This is a genomic window from Pseudomonas fluorescens group sp. PF-69 (assembly GCF_054481235.1).
In genome coordinates this window covers 60,141-75,921 of record NZ_JBTMNC010000001.1, presented here as the reverse complement: position 1 = coordinate 75,921, position 15,781 = coordinate 60,141, and the positions used below count along the sequence as shown (strand labels likewise).

Genomic DNA, 15,781 nt, shown 5'->3' with positions numbered 1-15,781 from the left:
TGCTTCATGACTGACAAGCCTGGTTACCGTCGCCCGCAGGAAGGCACTCAGCCGCCTTACCTGCACCCGACGTACCAATCCACCAACCTGCGCTCACCGTCCAAGCCTCTGGTGTTCTTGCCCCATTCGCTGTCGGAAATTACCGGACCGACCATTGGTGCCGAGCGCATCCACGAGCAGGACAATGACCTGACGGCTCAGCATCAGGGCGAGCCGCTGGGTGAGCGCATCATCATCCACGGCCGCGTGCTGGACGAGAACGGTCTGCCGGTGCCGGGGATTCTGGTGGAGATCTGGCAGGCCAACGCCGCCGGTCGCTACAACCATGCTCGCGATCTGCACGACGCGCCCCTGGACCCGAACTTCACCGGCACTGGCCGCACCGTCACCGACGCTGATGGCTGGTACCAGTTCCAGACCATCAAGCCCGGTGCCTATCCGTGGGGCAACCACCACAATGCCTGGCGCCCGGCGCACATCCATTTCTCGCTGTTCGGGCCGAGCATCCTGACGCGCCTGGTCACGCAAATGTATTTCCCGGGCGACCCGCTGCTGGCGTACGACCCGATCTACAACTGCGTGCCCGACACCCGCGCCAAGGAACGCTTGATCGCCAGCTTCGACCTGGAAAAAACCATCCCTTCCTACGCCCTCGGTTATCGCTGGGACATCGTTTTGCGCGGCCGCGATGCCACGCCGATGGAGAAATAAGATGACGCTGACTGCGACCACATCCCACACCGTCGGACCTTACTACCACATCGGCTTGACCTGGCTGAACCGCGAAAACCTGACCGTCGAACAGACTTTGGGTGAGCGCGTGGCCATCACCGGGCAGGTGCTCGATGGCAACGGCGACGTTGTCAACGATGCGATGCTGGAAGTCTGGCAGGCCAACGCCGCCGGCAAATACGACCACCCGGAAGACGACCAGGACAAACCCCTGGACCCGAACTTCGAAGGCTTTGGCCGGATACCCGTGGATGCCGAAGGGCGTTTCCGTTTCACCACCATCAAACCGGGCACGGTTGAAGGCCTCAAGGGCACGACCCAGGCGCCGCACCTGGTGGTGCTGGTGTTCGCACGCGGATTGGTGAAGCATTTGCTGACGCGGATTTACTTCGACGGCGAACCGGCCAATGGGGCGGACCCGCTGCTCGAGTGCGTGCCGGCCGAACGCCGCGGCACCTTGCTGGCGAAGCAGGATGCGTCCGGTGTCTATCAGTGGAATGTGATTCTGCAAGGCACTGAGGCGGAGACGGTGTTCTTCGATTATTGAGAGCGCAGCACCCCTATAGGGAGCGACGTCGCTAATGCATCTGCGGAACGGGGCTGTTACAAAGTGTGTCTAGACTCACACTGTCCCCATTGAGTGAAAAACAATGACAACGACTACGGTTTCAGAACCGCTATACACCGGCGAAGAACGCAACAAGCGGATCTTCGCCATTGTCGGCGCCTCGTCCGGCAACCTGGTTGAATGGTTCGACTTCTACGTCTACGCCTTCTGTGCGATCTATTTCGCGCCTGCCTTCTTTCCGTCCGATAACCCTACGGTGCAACTGGTCAACACCGCCGGTGTGTTTGCCGCCGGGTTCCTGATGCGGCCGATTGGCGGATGGATTTTTGGCCGAGTCGCGGACAAGCACGGGCGCAAGAATTCGATGCTGATCTCGATTCTGATGATGTGCTTCGGCTCATTGCTCATCGCGTGCCTGCCGACCTACAACAGCATCGGCGTCTGGGCGCCGATCATGCTGCTGTTCGCCCGTTTGCTCCAGGGCCTGTCGGTGGGCGGCGAATACGGCACCACCGCGACCTACATGAGCGAAGTCGCGCTCAAGGGCCAGCGTGGCTTCTTCGCCTCGTTCCAGTACGTGACGCTGATTGGCGGGCAGTTGCTGGCGGTGTCGCTGGTGGTGATCCTGCAACAGTTCCTCAATGAAGACGAATTGCGCGCGTACGGCTGGCGGATCCCGTTCGTGGTCGGTGCTGTGGCAGCGCTGATTTCGTTGTTCCTGCGCCGGACGCTGAAAGAAACCACCAGCAAGGAAATGCGTGAAAACAAGGACGCCGGCAGCATCACCGCGCTGTTGCGCGACCATAAAGCCGCGTTCATCACCGTGCTCGGCTACACCGCCGGTGGCTCGCTGATTTTCTACACCTTCACCACCTACATGCAGAAGTACCTGGTGAACACCGCCGGCATGCCGGCCAAGACCGCCAGCTACATCATGACGGGCGCACTGTTCCTTTATATGTGCATGCAGCCGCTGTTCGGCATGCTCGCCGACAAGATCGGCCGTCGTAACTCGATGCTCTGGTTCGGCGCCCTCGGTACGCTGTTCACCGTGCCGATCCTGCTGAGCCTGAAAAGTATCAGCAGTCCGTTCCTGGCCTTTGTGCTGATTACCGTGGCGCTGGCGATCGTCAGTTTTTACACCTCGATCAGCGGCCTGGTGAAAGCCGAGATGTTCCCGCCGGAAGTCCGGGCACTGGGCGTGGGCCTGGCGTATGCGGTGGCGAATGCGATCTTCGGCGGTTCGGCGGAATATGTGGCCTTGAGCCTTAAAGCGGGGGGCATGGAAAATTCTTTCTACTGGTACGTGACCGTGATGATGGCGATCGCGCTTCTGTTCAGCCTGCGTCTGCCCAAGCAAGCGAAGTACCTGCATCACGACCTTTGATCCATACTCGCGGGCCCGAGTGGCCCGCGCTTCCAAGGACTGTTTATGAACGAGCGACCGGGCAATCAATTGTTCGATGCCTATTTCACTGCCCGCGATATGCGTGAAGTGTTCTGCGATCAGGGCCGGGTTCAGGCCATGCTCGATTTTGAAGCGGCGCTGGCCCGGGCCGAAGCTCGGGTCGGTCTGATTCCGCACACGGCGGTGGCGCCGATCGAGGCAGCCTGCCAGGCCGGTCATTACGATTTTGCGGCTCTCGGCGAAGCCATTGCCACGGCGGGTAATTCGGCGATTCCGTTGGTCAAGGCCTTGGGCAAACAGATCGCCGCGAACGATGCCGAAGCCGAGCGCTATGTGCACCTGGGCGCCACCAGTCAGGACGTGATGGACAGCGGTCTTGTCCTGCAACTGCGCCGTGCGCTGGAATTGATCGACAGTGATCTGGCGCAACTGGGGCAGACCCTCGCCACCCAAGCCCAGCGATATGCGGCCACGCCACTGGCCGGGCGCACCTGGTTGCAACACGCAACGCCGGTCACCCTGGGCATGAAGATCGCCGGCTGGTTGGGCGCAGTTACCCGCAGCCGCCAGCGCTTGCTCGAACTCAAACCGCGTTTGCTGGTGCTGCAATTCGGTGGTGCCTCGGGCACCCTCGCGGCGCTCGGTGAGCAGGCGATGCCGATTGCCCAGGCCTTGTCCGAGGAACTGCACCTGACCCTGCCCGATCAACCCTGGCACACCCAGCGTGATCGTCTGGTGGAGTTCGGTTCGGTGCTGGGATTGATCGCCGGCAGCCTCGGTAAGCTCGGGCGTGACATCAGCCTGTTGATGCAGACCGAAGCCGCCGAAGTGTTCGAGCCCTCGGCACCGGGCAAGGGCGGTTCCTCGACCATGCCGCATAAGCGCAACCCCGTGGGCGCGGCGGTGCTGATCGGCGCCGCGACTCGCGTGCCGGGCCTGCTCTCGACGCTGTTCAGCGCCATGCCGCAGGAACACGAGCGCAGCCTGGGGCTGTGGCATGCCGAGTGGGAAACCCTGCCGGAGATTTGCTGCCTGGTGTCCGGCAGCCTCAAACAAGCGCTGTTGGTGACCCAGGGCCTGGAAGTGGACGCCGATCGCATGGCCCGCAACCTCGACCTGACCCAGGGCCTGGTGCTTGCCGAAGCGGTGAGCATCGTCCTCGCACAACGGGTGGGGCGCGATACGGCGCATCATCTGTTGGAGCAATGCTGCAAACGCGCGGTGGCCGAACAGCGGCACCTGCGCGCAGTGCTCGGCGACGAGCCGCAAGTGACCGCCGAGTTGTCGGCGGCTGAACTCGATCATCTGTTGGACCCCGCCCATTACCTCGGTCAGGCCCGTACCTGGGTCGAGCGAGCGGTGGCTGAACATTCTGCATTGACTGCCTGAAGGAGATTGCTGTGGCTTTCGTACAACTCGCCGAGGGCGAATTGCATTACCAACTCGACGGCCCGGCCAATGCGCCGGTGCTGGTGCTGTCCAACTCCCTGGGTACCGACCTGCACATGTGGGACGCGCAAATAGCGGCCTTCACCGAGCATTTCCGCGTATTGCGTTTCGATACCCGTGGCCACGGCCAGTCGCTGGTGACGCCTGGCCCGTACAGCATCGAGCAACTGGGCCACGACGTGCTGGCGCTGCTCGATGCCTTGCACATCGAGCGTGCGCATTTCTGTGGCTTGTCCATGGGCGGCTTGATCGGCCAGTGGCTGGGGATCAATGCCGGCGAACGCTTGAATTCGCTGGTGGTGTGCAACACCGCGGCGAAAATCGGCGAACCGTCGGTGTGGAATCCGCGCATCGAAACCGTGCTGCGTGACGGCGCGGCGGCCATGGTTGCGCTGCGCGATGCGTCGATTGCGCGCTGGTTCACTCCGGACTTCTCCGCCGCCAACCCGACGGCGGCCAAGCAGATCACCGACATGCTGGCGGCCACTTCGCCCGAAGGCTATGCAGCCAACTGCGCGGCGGTGCGCGATGCCGATTTCCGCGATCAATTGGCCTCGATCAAGGTGCCACTGCTGGTGGTTGCCGGCACCGAAGACGCGGTGACGCCGCCGTCCGGTGGGCACTTCATTCAGGAGCATGTGGCCGGCGCCGAGTACGCCGAGTTCTATGCCGCGCATTTGTCCAACGTTCAGGCCGGCGCTGCGTTCAGCGAGCGGGTACTGGCATTTCTGTTGGCTCATTGAGGGGACTGTCGTGGACGAAAAACAACGTTACGACGAGGGCATGAAAGTCCGTCGCGCGGTGCTGGGCGACGCCCACGTCGACCGCAGCCTGACCGCGTTGACCGAGTTCAACTCGGAGTTTCAGGAAATGATCACCCGCCACGCCTGGGGCGACATCTGGACCCGTCCAGGGCTGCCGCGTCACACCCGCAGCCTGATCACCATCGCCATGCTCATCGGCATGAATCGTGAGGGTGAGCTCAAACTGCACCTGCGCGCCGCCGCCAACAATGGCGTCAGCCGTGGCGAGATCAAGGAAGTGATCATGCAGAGCGCGATTTACTGTGGCATCCCCGCAGCTAATGCAACGTTCCACCTGGCCGAGTCGGTGTGGGATGAACTGGGGGTTGAGTCGCGGGAGTAAGCGGCACCGATGCAAACCTGTGGGAGCGAGCTTGCTCGCGATAGCGGTCGGAATGTGACGCTGCCATCGCGAGCAGGCTCGCTCCCACAATTGACCGGGTGCCATGACGGACGCGGTCTAATGTGGGAGCGAGCCTGCTCGCGATAGCGGTGATGAGGTTTAGAGCAGGCTGATCGGGTAGCTAATGATCAGGCGGTTCTCGTCGAACTCGTTGTTGCTGTAGTCGCGGCGCATGGTCGAGTTACGCCATTTCAGGTTCAGGTTTTTCAGCGCACCGCTCTGCACGGTGTAGCCCAGTTCACTTTCACGACCCCATTCCTTGCCGTCGGTGATGTTGCCGGTGTGCACGTTGTCGCCGCTGATGTAGCGGTTCATCAGGGTCAGGCCCGGCACGCCGAGGGCGACGAAGTTGTAGTCGTGACGCACTTGCCAGGATTTTTCCCGGGCGTTGTCATAGCTGGAGTTGTAACTGTCGTTGGCCAGGGTGCCACCGCTGGTGCCGTTGACCCGCATCCACGGACTGTCGCCGGTGAGTTTCTGCAGGCCGACGTAAAAGGTGTTGCCGCCGTACCTGGCCGAGAACAGGCCAAACAGGGTTTTGTTGTCCAGCTCTCCGGCGCGGGCGCTGCCGTCATCCTTGCCGTAGAAGAAGCCGAGGTTGGCGCCCAGGGTCCAGTCGCCCAATGGCTGGCTGTGTACCAGGTTGATGAATTGCTGGCTGTAGATGTCCTTGAGTTCAGCGTTCCACACACCGATCTGGGTGCGTTTTTCGTTGAACTGGTATTCGCCGCCCTGGAAATTGAATCGATCAGAGGTGAACGCCGCTTTGCCGGTCATCGACATGTCGTTCATGCTGCTGTCGTCCCGTGGGCTGTTCTGCCGGAACTGGCCGCCGTAGAGCGTCAGGCCGTCGATTTCCTTCGAGGTGATCTGGCCGCCGCGGAAGGTTTGCGGCAGCGAGCGCCCGTCGTCCGAACGCAGGATCGGCAGCACCGGCATCCATTCGCCCACCTTCGCTTCGGTCTGTGACAGCTTGGCCTTGAACGCCACGTTGGTGCGACCGAAGTTGTCCGCCGGGCGACCATCGTGGTCCAGCGGCAGCAACTGCGTGCCACCGGTGCCTTTGCCGCCGTCGAGTTTCACCGAGTACAGTCCCAGCACATCCATGCCGAAGCCGACGGTGCCCTGGGTGAACCCGGACTTGGCATCGAGGATGAAACTCTGCGTCCACTCCTCAGCCTTGCCTTGAGCCTTGGTCGGGTTGGTGAAGTTGCGGTTGATGTAGAAGTTGCGCAGGTTCAGGTTGACCTTGGCGCCTTCGACAAAGCCCGACTCTTCGGCATGGGCGGGCAGGGTCGCGCTGGCCAGGGCGATGGCGATCAGGCTGGGTACGAAATACGGCGCGTTGGAAGGCGTCATGGGCTCGGGTCTCTCTAATTCTTGGGGATGAACGGGGGCATGCCGCAACCCGCTGGGTGCAGACAAAAAAACTCGGTCAATTCGGGGTGGAACCTGGGGATCAGCCGGACAGGGCGGGGCGCGGGGGCATGGTGTCGAACCTGTTGTTATTGGTTTTGTGGTTCGGATGGTGCTTGGAATGTACCAGATGGTTCAATCTGTAAAAGCAGGTTTTGGGCGATAATCGAACGCAAGATTACATATGGACATGGGGTGAATGTGCTGGCCCCATCGCGGGCAAGCCCGCTCCCACAGGTTTAGCGTGAGCTCACAAAGTCGAGCTCCACAGGGACACTGTGGCAGTGAGCTTGCTCCGGGCGGCGTTCCGACGATGGGGCGCTGCCTGACGACAAAACTTTTCCCGCCGCCAACAAAAAGCCCACCAAAAGGTGGGCTTCCTGTCATTCACAGCGCTGTCAGAAATACTTCATCTTCGGCGCTTCTTCTTTGAGCGGCTCGTTTTTCGCCGTCTGTTCGTTCCAGCCACCCCCCAGCGCCTTGTACAGATTGACCTGGCTGACCAGTTGCGCCAGACGATCGGTGACCAGCGTTTGTTGGGCGCTGAACAGCTGGCGCTGGGCATCGAGGAAGGTCAGGTTGCTGTCGACACCGATGCGGTAGCGGCGTTCGGCCAGGCGGTAGTAGTCCTGGTTGGCACTGACGAAGTCTTGCTGTGCCTGCAGCTGCTGGACATAGGTCTGGCGCGCGGCCAGGCCATCGGCGACTTCCTGGAAGGCCGTTTGAATGGACTTCTCGTAGTTCGCCACACCGATGTCTTTCTGGATCTTCGAGTAGTCCAGGCTGGCGCGCAAGCTGCCGGCGTTGAAGATCGGCAGGTTGATCTGCGGCTGGAACAGCCAGGTGCCCGAACCGCCCTTGAACAGACCGGACAGGTCCGGGCTCATGGTCCCGGCGTTGGCCGTCAGGCTGATGCTCGGGAAGAACGCGGCCCGTGCGGCGCCGATGTTGGCGTTGGCGGCCTTGAGGTTGTATTCGGCCTGGAGGATGTCCGGACGACGTTGCAGCAAGTCCGACGGCAGCCCTGGCGGTACATCGGCCAGCAGTTCGTCAGACAACGGTCTGGCGGCGGGCAGGTTGGCCGGGATGCCGGTGCCAAGCAGCAGCACCAGGCTGTTTTCATCCTGGGCGACCTGACGGGTGTACTTGGCCAATTGCGCACGGGCGTTTTCCACCGAGGTACGCGACTGCGCGAGGTCCAGCGCCGAGGCGACCCCCACTTCGTTGCTGCGGGCGGTGAGCTTGTAGCTCTCCTCGAACGCGCCGAGGGTGTCCTGGGTGACCTTCAGCAGTTCCTTGTCGGCCTGCCAGGTCAGGTAGGCGTTGGCCACGCTGGCCACCAAGCTGATCTGGGTGCTGCGACGGCCTTCTTCGGTGGCGAAGTACTTCTGCAGGGCTTCTTCGCTCAGGCTGCGCACCCGACCGAACAGGTCGAGCTCATAGGCGCTGATACCGACGGTTGCCGAGTAGGAGCTGTTGATGCCCGCCTGACCGGTTTGCGAGGAGTCGGCCGGAACGCGTTGGCGGCTACCGCTGCCATTGGCCGAAACGGCCGGGAACAGGTCGGCGCGCTGGATGCGGTATTGAGCCGCGAAGGCGTCGATGTTCAGGGCCGCGACACGCAGGTCTCGGTTGTTTTCCAGGGCGACCTGGATCAACTGCTGCAGCGCCGGATCATGGAAGAACTGCTTCCAGCCTTGTTCCGCAGCGGCCTGGGCGGGCGCCTGGGCTGGCGAGTACGCCGGCCCCTGCGGGTATTGATCCGCCACTGGCGCTTGCGGCTGCTGATAATCAGGTATCAGCGAGCAGCCACCCAGTACGAAGGCGGCGACTGCCAGGGAGAGTAGCGACTTGCTCATTAGCCAGCCTCTTTAGGAGTTTCAGTGGCGTCGTCCTGGTCGGCGTTTTTACGCTGGCCCATGGACGACACGGTGACGAAGAACAGTGGGACCCAGAAGATCGCCAGCACAGTGGCCGTGATCATACCGCCAATCACCCCGGTACCGATTGCATGCTGGCTACCGGAACCCGCACCCGTGGAAATAGCCAGTGGTACCACACCGAGAACGAAGGCGAGCGAGGTCATGATGATCGGTCGCAGACGCATGCGGCAGGCTTCGATCGCCGCATCGCGCAAGCTGCGTCCCTGTTCGTGGAGTTCCTTGGCGAATTCGACGATCAGAATGGCGTTTTTCGCCGCCAGACCGATGGTCGTCAACAGACCCACCTGGAAGTACACGTCGTTGGACAGACCGCGCAGGCTGGTGGCCATCAGCGCACCGATGATCCCCAGCGGCACCACCAACATCACCGCGATCGGAATCGACCAGCTTTCATACAGCGCCGCCAGACACAGGAACACCATCAGCAGCGACAGGGCGTACAACGCCGGTGCCTGGGAGCCGGACAAGCGTTCCTCATAGGACAAACCGGTCCAGGAAATACCGACACCCGCCGGCAGTTTCTGGGCAATGGCTTCGACTTCGGCCATGGCTTCACCGGTGGAATAACCTGGCGCCGGGGCACCGAGGATCTCCATCGCTTCAACGCCGTTGTAACGGGCCAGTTTCGGCGAGCCGTAGATCCACTCGCCCTTGGCGAACGCCGAGAACGGAACCATGGTGCCGGTGCTGTTACGCACGTACCACTTCTTCAGGTCCTCCGGGCTCATGCGCGACCCCGGCTGGCCTTGCACGTACACCTTCTTCACCCGACCGCGGTCGATGAAGTCGTTGACGTAGCTACTGCCCAGGGCAATCGACAGGGTGTTGTTGATGTCGGCGATGGTGATGCCCAGGGCACTGGCCTTCTCGTCATCGATTTCCAATTGATATTGCGGTTCGTCGTTCAGGCCGTTCGGACGCACTTGCGACAACACTTTGCTTTGCGCGGCCATGCCGAGGAACTGGTTGCGGGCTTGCATCAGTTTTTCGTGACCGATACCGGCGCGATCTTGCAGGAACACGTCGAAACCGGTGGCGTTACCCAGTTCCAGTACCGCCGGTGGCGCGAAGGCGAACACCATGGCATCGCGGAACGTGAAGAAGTGCTGCTGGGCGCGGGCCGCGACCTTGAACACGTTGTTGTCGGCGTTACGTTCTTCCCATGGCTTGAGCATGATGAAGGCCATACCCGAGCTCTGGCCACGGCCGGCGAAGTTGAAGCCGGTCACGGTAAACACCGAGTTCACCGCATCCCCTTCACCGCCATCCTTGCCCGGACGCAGCAGGAACTCACGCATTTCGTCCACCACCACCTGGGTGCGCTGGGACGTCGAACCGGCCGGGGTCTGCACCTGGGCGAACAAGACGCCCTGATCCTCTTCTGGCAGGAACGCCGTTGGAATGCGGGTGAACAGCCAGATCATGCCAACCACAATCAGCAGGTAAGCCAGCAGATACGGTGCCTTGTGCGCCAGTATGCTGCCCACGCCTTGCTCGTAGCGGCGCACGCCTCGGTCGAAATTGCGGTTGAACCAGCCGAAGAAACCGCGTTTTGGCGTGCCATGCTCGCCTTTGGGAATCGCCTTGAGCAGGGTGGCGCACAGCGCCGGGGTGAAGATCAGGGCAACCATTACCGACAGGGCCATGGCCGAGACGATGGTGATCGAGAACTGCTTGTAGATCACACCGGTGGAGCCGCTGAAGAACGCCATTGGCAGCAGTACCGCCGAGAGCACCAGGGCGATACCGACCAGGGCGCCCTGGATCTGGCCCATGGATTTCTTGGTGGCTTCCTTGGGCGACAGACCTTCTTCGCTCATCACCCGTTCGACGTTTTCCACCACGACGATGGCATCGTCCACCAGCAAGCCGATGGCCAGGACCATACCGAACATGGTCAGGGTGTTGATGCTGAAACCGGCCGCCGCGAGGATGCCGAACGTACCGAGCAACACCACCGGCACAGTCATCGTGGTGATGACGGTGGCGCGGAAATTCTGCAGGAACAGGAACATCACCAGGAACACCAGCACGATCGCTTCGACCAGGGTTTCAACCACACCCTTGATCGACTCGGTCACCACCGGGGTGGTGTCGTACGGGAACACCACTTCCATCCCTTGCGGGAAGAACGGCTTGAGGTTGTCGATGGTCTTGCGCAGGGCTTTGGCTGTATCGAGGGCGTTGGCACCGTTGGCCAGTTTCACCGCCAGGCCGGAAGCCGGAGCGCCGTTGAACTGGGCGTTGATGCTGTAGTTCTCGCCACCCAGACCGACTTCGGCGACATCCTTGAGGCGAACCTGGGAACCGTCCTTGTTGACCTTGAGCAGGATTTTATTGAACTGCTCGGCGGTCTGCAGGCGGGTCTTGCCGATGATCGTGGCGTTCAGCTGCGTGTCGGGCAGGGCAGGCAGGCCGCCGAGCTGGCCGGACGAAATCTGCACGTTTTGCGCGGCAATCGCCGTTTTGACGTCGATCGGGGTCAGGTTGTAGTTGTTCAACTTGGCCGGGTCGAGCCAGATGCGCATGGCGTACTGCGAACCGAATACCTGGAAGTCACCGACACCGGCCGTGCGCGAGATCGGGTCCTGCATGTTCGACACGATGTAGTTGGACAGGTCGTCCTTGGTCATGCTGCCGTCGCGCGAGACCACGCCAATGACCATCAGGAAGTTCTTCACCGCCTTGGTCACGCGGATACCTTGCTGCTGCACTTCTTGCGGCAGCAGCGGGGTGGCCAGGTTCAGTTTGTTCTGGACCTGAACCTGCGCGGTATCGGAGTTGGTGCCTTGCTCGAAGGTCGCGGTGATGGTCATGGTGCCGTCGGAGTTACTTTCCGAAGACACATAACGCAGGTTGTCGATACCGTTGAGCTGTTGCTCGATCACTTGCACCACGGTGTCCTGCACGGTCTGCGCGGAAGCGCCCGGGTAGGTCACGGAAATGGCGATCGCCGGAGGCGCGATGCTCGGGTACTGGTTGATCGGCAGTTTGAGGATCGAGAGTGCCCCGACCAGCATGATCACCAGGGCAATCACCCAGGCGAAAATCGGACGGTCGATGAAAAATTTTGACATGAGTTACTCCCCTTTGCCGCCAGCGGCTTTATTAGCTGCCTGAGCGGGGGCCGGGTTCTTTGCGGCAACGTTGGTCGCTTCGCTGGCTTTGACTTCCACGCCAGGCTTGACGTATTGCAGACCTTCGGTGATCAACCGATCGCCGGCCTTCAGACCGTCTTCGACCAGCCATTGATTGCCGACAGTACGGCTGGCCTTGAGCTGGCGCAGTTCGACCTTGTTGTCGGGGCCGACGACCAGCGCGGTCGGGCTGCCTTTGAGGTCGCGGGTCACGCCCTGTTGCGGGGCCAGAATCGCCGCACTGTTCACGCCGGCCTGCAATTGGGCGTGCACGAACATGCCCGGCAGCAGCGTATGGTCAGGGTTGGGGAACACGGCGCGAAGGGTCACGGAACCGGTGGTCTGGTCAACCGAGACTTCGGAGAATTCCAGCTTGCCGTCCAGCTTGTACTGGCTGCCGTCCTCAAGGGTCAGCTTGACCTTGGCGGCATTGTCGCCAGCCTTTTGCAGGCGACCGCTTTCCAGTTCGCGGCGCAGTTCAAGCAGTTCGACCGAGGATTGCGTCACATCGACGTAGATTGGGTCCAGTTGCTGAATCACGGCCATGGCTTCGACTTGGCCGTTGCTGACCAGCGCGCCCTCGGTCACCGACGAACGACCGATACGGCCGGTCAACGGCGCGTAAACCTTGGTGTAGCGCACATTGATCTGGGCGCTTTGCAGCGCGGCTTCCGATTGCAGGCGGTTGGCCACGGCGGTGTCGTATTCCTGACGGCTTACGGCCTGCTCATCAACCAGTTGCCTGTAGCGGTCGGAGATCGATTTAGTCGAACGCAGGTTGGCTTCGGCGCTTTTGAGCGTCGCTTCATAGATCGAGGGATCGATTTGATACAACTGCTGGCCGGCTTTGACATCGCTGCCTTCCTTGAACATCCGCTTGAGGATGATGCCGTTGACCTGCGGACGGACCTCAGCGATGCGGAACGCGCTAGTGCGGCCCGGAAGATCAGAGGTCAAGGTGAAAGATTGCGGTTGCAGGGTGACGACGCCGACCTGAGGCGGTGGTGCAGCCGGGGCTGCCTCTTCCTTTTTACATCCGCTGAGCAATGATGCCAGGGCGATGGCGGCGACCAGAGCGGTAACAGCTGGCTTGAATTGCATGAAAATCCTCGGGTCAGGCGCGCAAGACACGCACAAGAAAAGATGGAAGGTTAAAAATGGATGCCGGGTGGATAAGTAGCTTGCTAAGGAATATACTTACGTTCATGGTTGTTTGTAAATACCTTGGCACTGTACCCGCACCGTTACAGACGCCGTTTAAAGGTTCGAATTGTTGGCCCGGGGACGATACCCAAGAGCGCTCGCCCTACTTTTATTCAGCTGATCGTCAAACATCGCTGAAGCATCCTGATTGAGGTTGTACTGCCATGGTCCGTCGTACCAAAGAGGAAGCTCAAGAAACGCGCAGCCAGATACTCGAAGCGGCCGAAAAAGCCTTTTTTGAAAGGGGCGTGGCGCGCACGACGCTGGCCGACATCGCGACCCTGGCCGGCGTCACGCGCGGGGCCATCTATTGGCATTTCAGCAACAAGGCGGACCTGGTTCAGGCCATGCTGGATACCTTGCATGAGCCACTGGACGAAATGGCCAAGGCCAGCGAGAACGAGGACGAACCTGATCCACTGGGCTGCATGCGCAATTTGTTGATTCATTTGTTTCATCAGATTGCCATGGACCCGAAAACCCGACGCATCAATGAGATTCTTTTTCATAAGTGCGAATTCACCGATGAAATGTGCGACCTGCGTCAGCAACGCGTGTCCGCCAGCCTCGACTGCAATGTGCGGATCAGCGTGGCGCTGAGAAATGCAGTGAATCGTGGGCAGTTGCCGGAAAACCTCGACACCGCCCGGGCGGCCATCAGTTTGCACGCCTATATCGATGGCATCCTGTACCAGTGGCTATTGGCCCCCGACAGCTTCGAACTGCACACCGAAGCCGAACGCTGGGTCGATACAGGGTTGGACATGCTGCGCCTGAGCCCCAGCCTGCGTAATTGAAACAAAATGCTTAATCGGTTCCGCGTGTGTCAACCATTGAAGCCGCAGATGAACAGTTCTTCACCCGCTTTGCGCTAATGGGGTGCTTTTATATACGTCCGTCCGCCCGGAAGACAGGTCGTCAGCGACGTAATTTGTAGGAATTTTGTGTCGATTCTGTGGGCGGTATGAGCACTTGGCATAAATCCAAAGCAAAACACCGCACTTTGTAGGAGCGAGCTTGCTCGCGATGGCGGTGGGTCAATCGACCGAAAATTGAATGTGATCGCTGACCTCAGACTGTCGTTCAGCTAATGGCTAATTGCACGGACTTGCCCACCCATTTGCATTCGACCTGACCAGTCATTTGCATCGGATTTGACCAGCACGATGCGTGGATATGAGCGGCAGAGATCGACCGATTCTGTTGAAAAAGTCGGCCATGGTTTGCGCATCAAAAAAGTACGTGCCCGAGATTGAAATCTTTACTTTTGGCAGAGGCTTCCGGACTCGGATTTCACGTAGCAGCGTGCAAACAAGGCGTTTTCACCAGTCAATGATCAGGCCGTTTGGGCAGACCGACTTTTTCAACAGAATCGACCCATAGGAGACGTTCATACCAGAGATGACAGATCCGTCTCCGCCGGGTGATTGCCATTGAATCTAAGCGTCAGATTCTTTTTCCGCCAGCCTGATGGCTGTAGTCATATGCGGTACAGCGTAGGTCTTGTACCAATGATTCATTCCTGCAATAGCTTTCTGAGCGGGTGCCGTGTCGGCTGCTCCAATCAATTCCGCACAAGCCTGCGCCATTGAGACAAGAATGCGGGCTGCTTCGGGAACGTAGGGAAGGTCATTTCCAGCTTCATGACGCTCACGAATGATCTGGTAGCGAACGTTTTCCGGGAGCGTCCAGGCACTGATTAAAAACTCCTGAACGGAGTAATCTACGCCTTTGATTTCTACGGTCGCGGAGCGATGTTCTTCATTGAATCCTGCCGTTTCGATTTGCTCACAGCTATCGATGACAGTGTTCATCATTTCTCGAATTTGTTGCCAATCAGTTTTCATTCGAACTCCTTTTCAATGTTGTCTTTCAGCAGGATACGTTGAGTGTGTTTCAGTGGACAGGTGAAAGGCAGCTTCTGGCCGATTCTGTTGAAAAAGTCGGCCATGGTTTCCACGGCAGAAAAGTACGCGTCCGAGATTGAAATCTTTACTTTGAGCAGAGGATTCCGTACTCAGATTTCGCGTAGTTGCGCGCAAAAAAGGCATTTTCAGCAGTCAATACGTGGACAGTCTGGAAGGACCGACTTTTTCAACACAATCGGCCGATTGCAGTCTGTCGCGAAGGGCTCGATTTGACTCACAGCGGACAGATCGACCCAATCTCGGGCCGATCTCTCGATGCCGATTAGAAACACCAGTTCTCAGCGTGAACGACACGACAGAATGGGCCCGCCAGGGTCGCATTGTGATGAGCAACGATATTTTCGGCCTTCAAAGCAGGGGTGTCGGTGCAGGTATGACCATCGGCGATCAGTACTGCATCGAACCCAAGATCTCGTGCGGCGCGGCAAGTGCTGTCGACACAATACTGGGTCTTCATTCCAGCAATAACCACGCCTTGAGATCCACAAGCTTTTAGCCGATCGGCCAAGTCAGTCATGGCGAAAGCGTTGGGTCGGCTTTTTTCGAAGATCATTTCGTCGCCTTGTAGCAGCAGTTCCTGCACCAATTGCGTCAACGGGCTTCCAGGTTCGATAGGCGAGCCAGGCGGACCTACGTGGCGAGCAAGAAAAATTGGCGCGCCTGCCCTGCGGGCATCGCTCAACAGGCTATTCAAAGTGTTTAGCAGCGCTTCGCCAGCCCATGGTTTATCCGGGCCATGAAACAATCCAACCTGCATATCGAGAATCAACAGTGCATACATAGTGCTTTTC

13 protein-coding genes are annotated in these 15,781 nt (G+C 59.8%); 7 read left to right on the top strand and 6 right to left on the bottom strand.

Annotation, left to right across the window (positions count from 1 at the left end):
* Positions 1–6 precede the first annotated feature (6 nt).
* From pcaH to pcaC, 6 genes are all read left to right on the top strand, one after another.
* A complete protein-coding gene (pcaH, locus tag ACX3YF_RS00395) occupies positions 7–711 on the top strand; it encodes a protocatechuate 3,4-dioxygenase subunit beta (protein WP_130210600.1) in 705 nt (234 codons plus the stop codon).
* 1 nt (position 712) lies between these two features.
* Positions 713–1,279, top strand: coding sequence for a protocatechuate 3,4-dioxygenase subunit alpha (gene pcaG / locus ACX3YF_RS00390; protein ID WP_198132347.1), 567 nt, complete (start codon positions 713–715; stop codon positions 1,277–1,279).
* Between the two features lie 103 nt (positions 1,280–1,382).
* On the top strand, positions 1,383–2,687 hold the full coding sequence (locus ACX3YF_RS00385) for an MFS family transporter (RefSeq protein WP_130210596.1): 1,305 nt from the start codon (positions 1,383–1,385) through the stop codon (positions 2,685–2,687).
* A 45-nt stretch (positions 2,688–2,732) separates the two neighbouring features.
* Entirely contained in the window at positions 2,733–4,097 is a 1,365-nt protein-coding gene (locus ACX3YF_RS00380) for a 3-carboxy-cis,cis-muconate cycloisomerase (RefSeq protein WP_448645939.1), read from the top strand.
* An 11-nt stretch (positions 4,098–4,108) separates the two neighbouring features.
* Positions 4,109–4,900 (top strand): 3-oxoadipate enol-lactonase, encoded by a 792-nt coding sequence (gene pcaD / locus ACX3YF_RS00375; protein WP_458973286.1) that lies wholly within the window; start codon positions 4,109–4,111, stop codon positions 4,898–4,900.
* A gap of 10 nt (positions 4,901–4,910) precedes the next feature.
* Positions 4,911–5,303: a 4-carboxymuconolactone decarboxylase gene (pcaC, locus tag ACX3YF_RS00370; RefSeq protein ID WP_130210590.1), complete on the top strand. Its 393-nt coding sequence runs from the start codon at positions 4,911–4,913 to the stop codon at positions 5,301–5,303.
* 159 nt (positions 5,304–5,462) lie between these two features.
* Here the strand turns inward: pcaC and ACX3YF_RS00365 are convergent, their stop codons facing one another.
* From ACX3YF_RS00365 to emhA, 4 genes are all read right to left on the bottom strand, one after another.
* Complete coding sequence (locus ACX3YF_RS00365) at positions 5,463–6,722, bottom strand: OprD family porin (RefSeq protein WP_130210588.1); 1,260 nt, start codon at positions 6,720–6,722, stop codon at positions 5,463–5,465.
* 455 nt (positions 6,723–7,177) lie between these two features.
* On the bottom strand, positions 7,178–8,638 hold the full coding sequence (emhC, locus tag ACX3YF_RS00360) for an efflux RND transporter outer membrane subunit EmhC (protein WP_448645940.1): 1,461 nt from the start codon (positions 8,636–8,638) through the stop codon (positions 7,178–7,180).
* On the bottom strand, positions 8,638–11,799 hold the full coding sequence (gene emhB / locus ACX3YF_RS00355) for an efflux RND transporter permease subunit EmhB (protein WP_130210584.1): 3,162 nt from the start codon (positions 11,797–11,799) through the stop codon (positions 8,638–8,640). The genes emhC and emhB overlap by 1 nt, the downstream gene beginning before the upstream one ends.
* 3 nt (positions 11,800–11,802) lie before the next feature.
* Complete coding sequence (gene emhA, locus ACX3YF_RS00350) at positions 11,803–12,960, bottom strand: efflux RND transporter periplasmic adaptor subunit EmhA (RefSeq protein WP_196585011.1); 1,158 nt, start codon at positions 12,958–12,960, stop codon at positions 11,803–11,805.
* Between the two features lie 266 nt (positions 12,961–13,226).
* On the opposite strand from emhA, the gene emhR reads away from it, so the two are divergent.
* Complete coding sequence (emhR, locus tag ACX3YF_RS00345) at positions 13,227–13,859, top strand: efflux system transcriptional repressor EmhR (protein ID WP_130210580.1); 633 nt, start codon at positions 13,227–13,229, stop codon at positions 13,857–13,859.
* 642 nt (positions 13,860–14,501) lie between these two features.
* On the opposite strand, the gene ACX3YF_RS00340 is transcribed toward emhR, so the two are convergent.
* Positions 14,502–14,909 (bottom strand): hypothetical protein, encoded by a 408-nt coding sequence (locus ACX3YF_RS00340; RefSeq protein ID WP_130210576.1) that lies wholly within the window; start codon positions 14,907–14,909, stop codon positions 14,502–14,504.
* 343 nt (positions 14,910–15,252) lie between these two features.
* The gene (locus ACX3YF_RS00335) at positions 15,253–15,771 is read right to left on the bottom strand and encodes an isochorismatase family protein (RefSeq protein WP_223488771.1); all 519 of its coding nucleotides are present in this window, start codon (positions 15,769–15,771) and stop codon (positions 15,253–15,255) included.
* Positions 15,772–15,781: the final 10 nt, after the last annotated feature.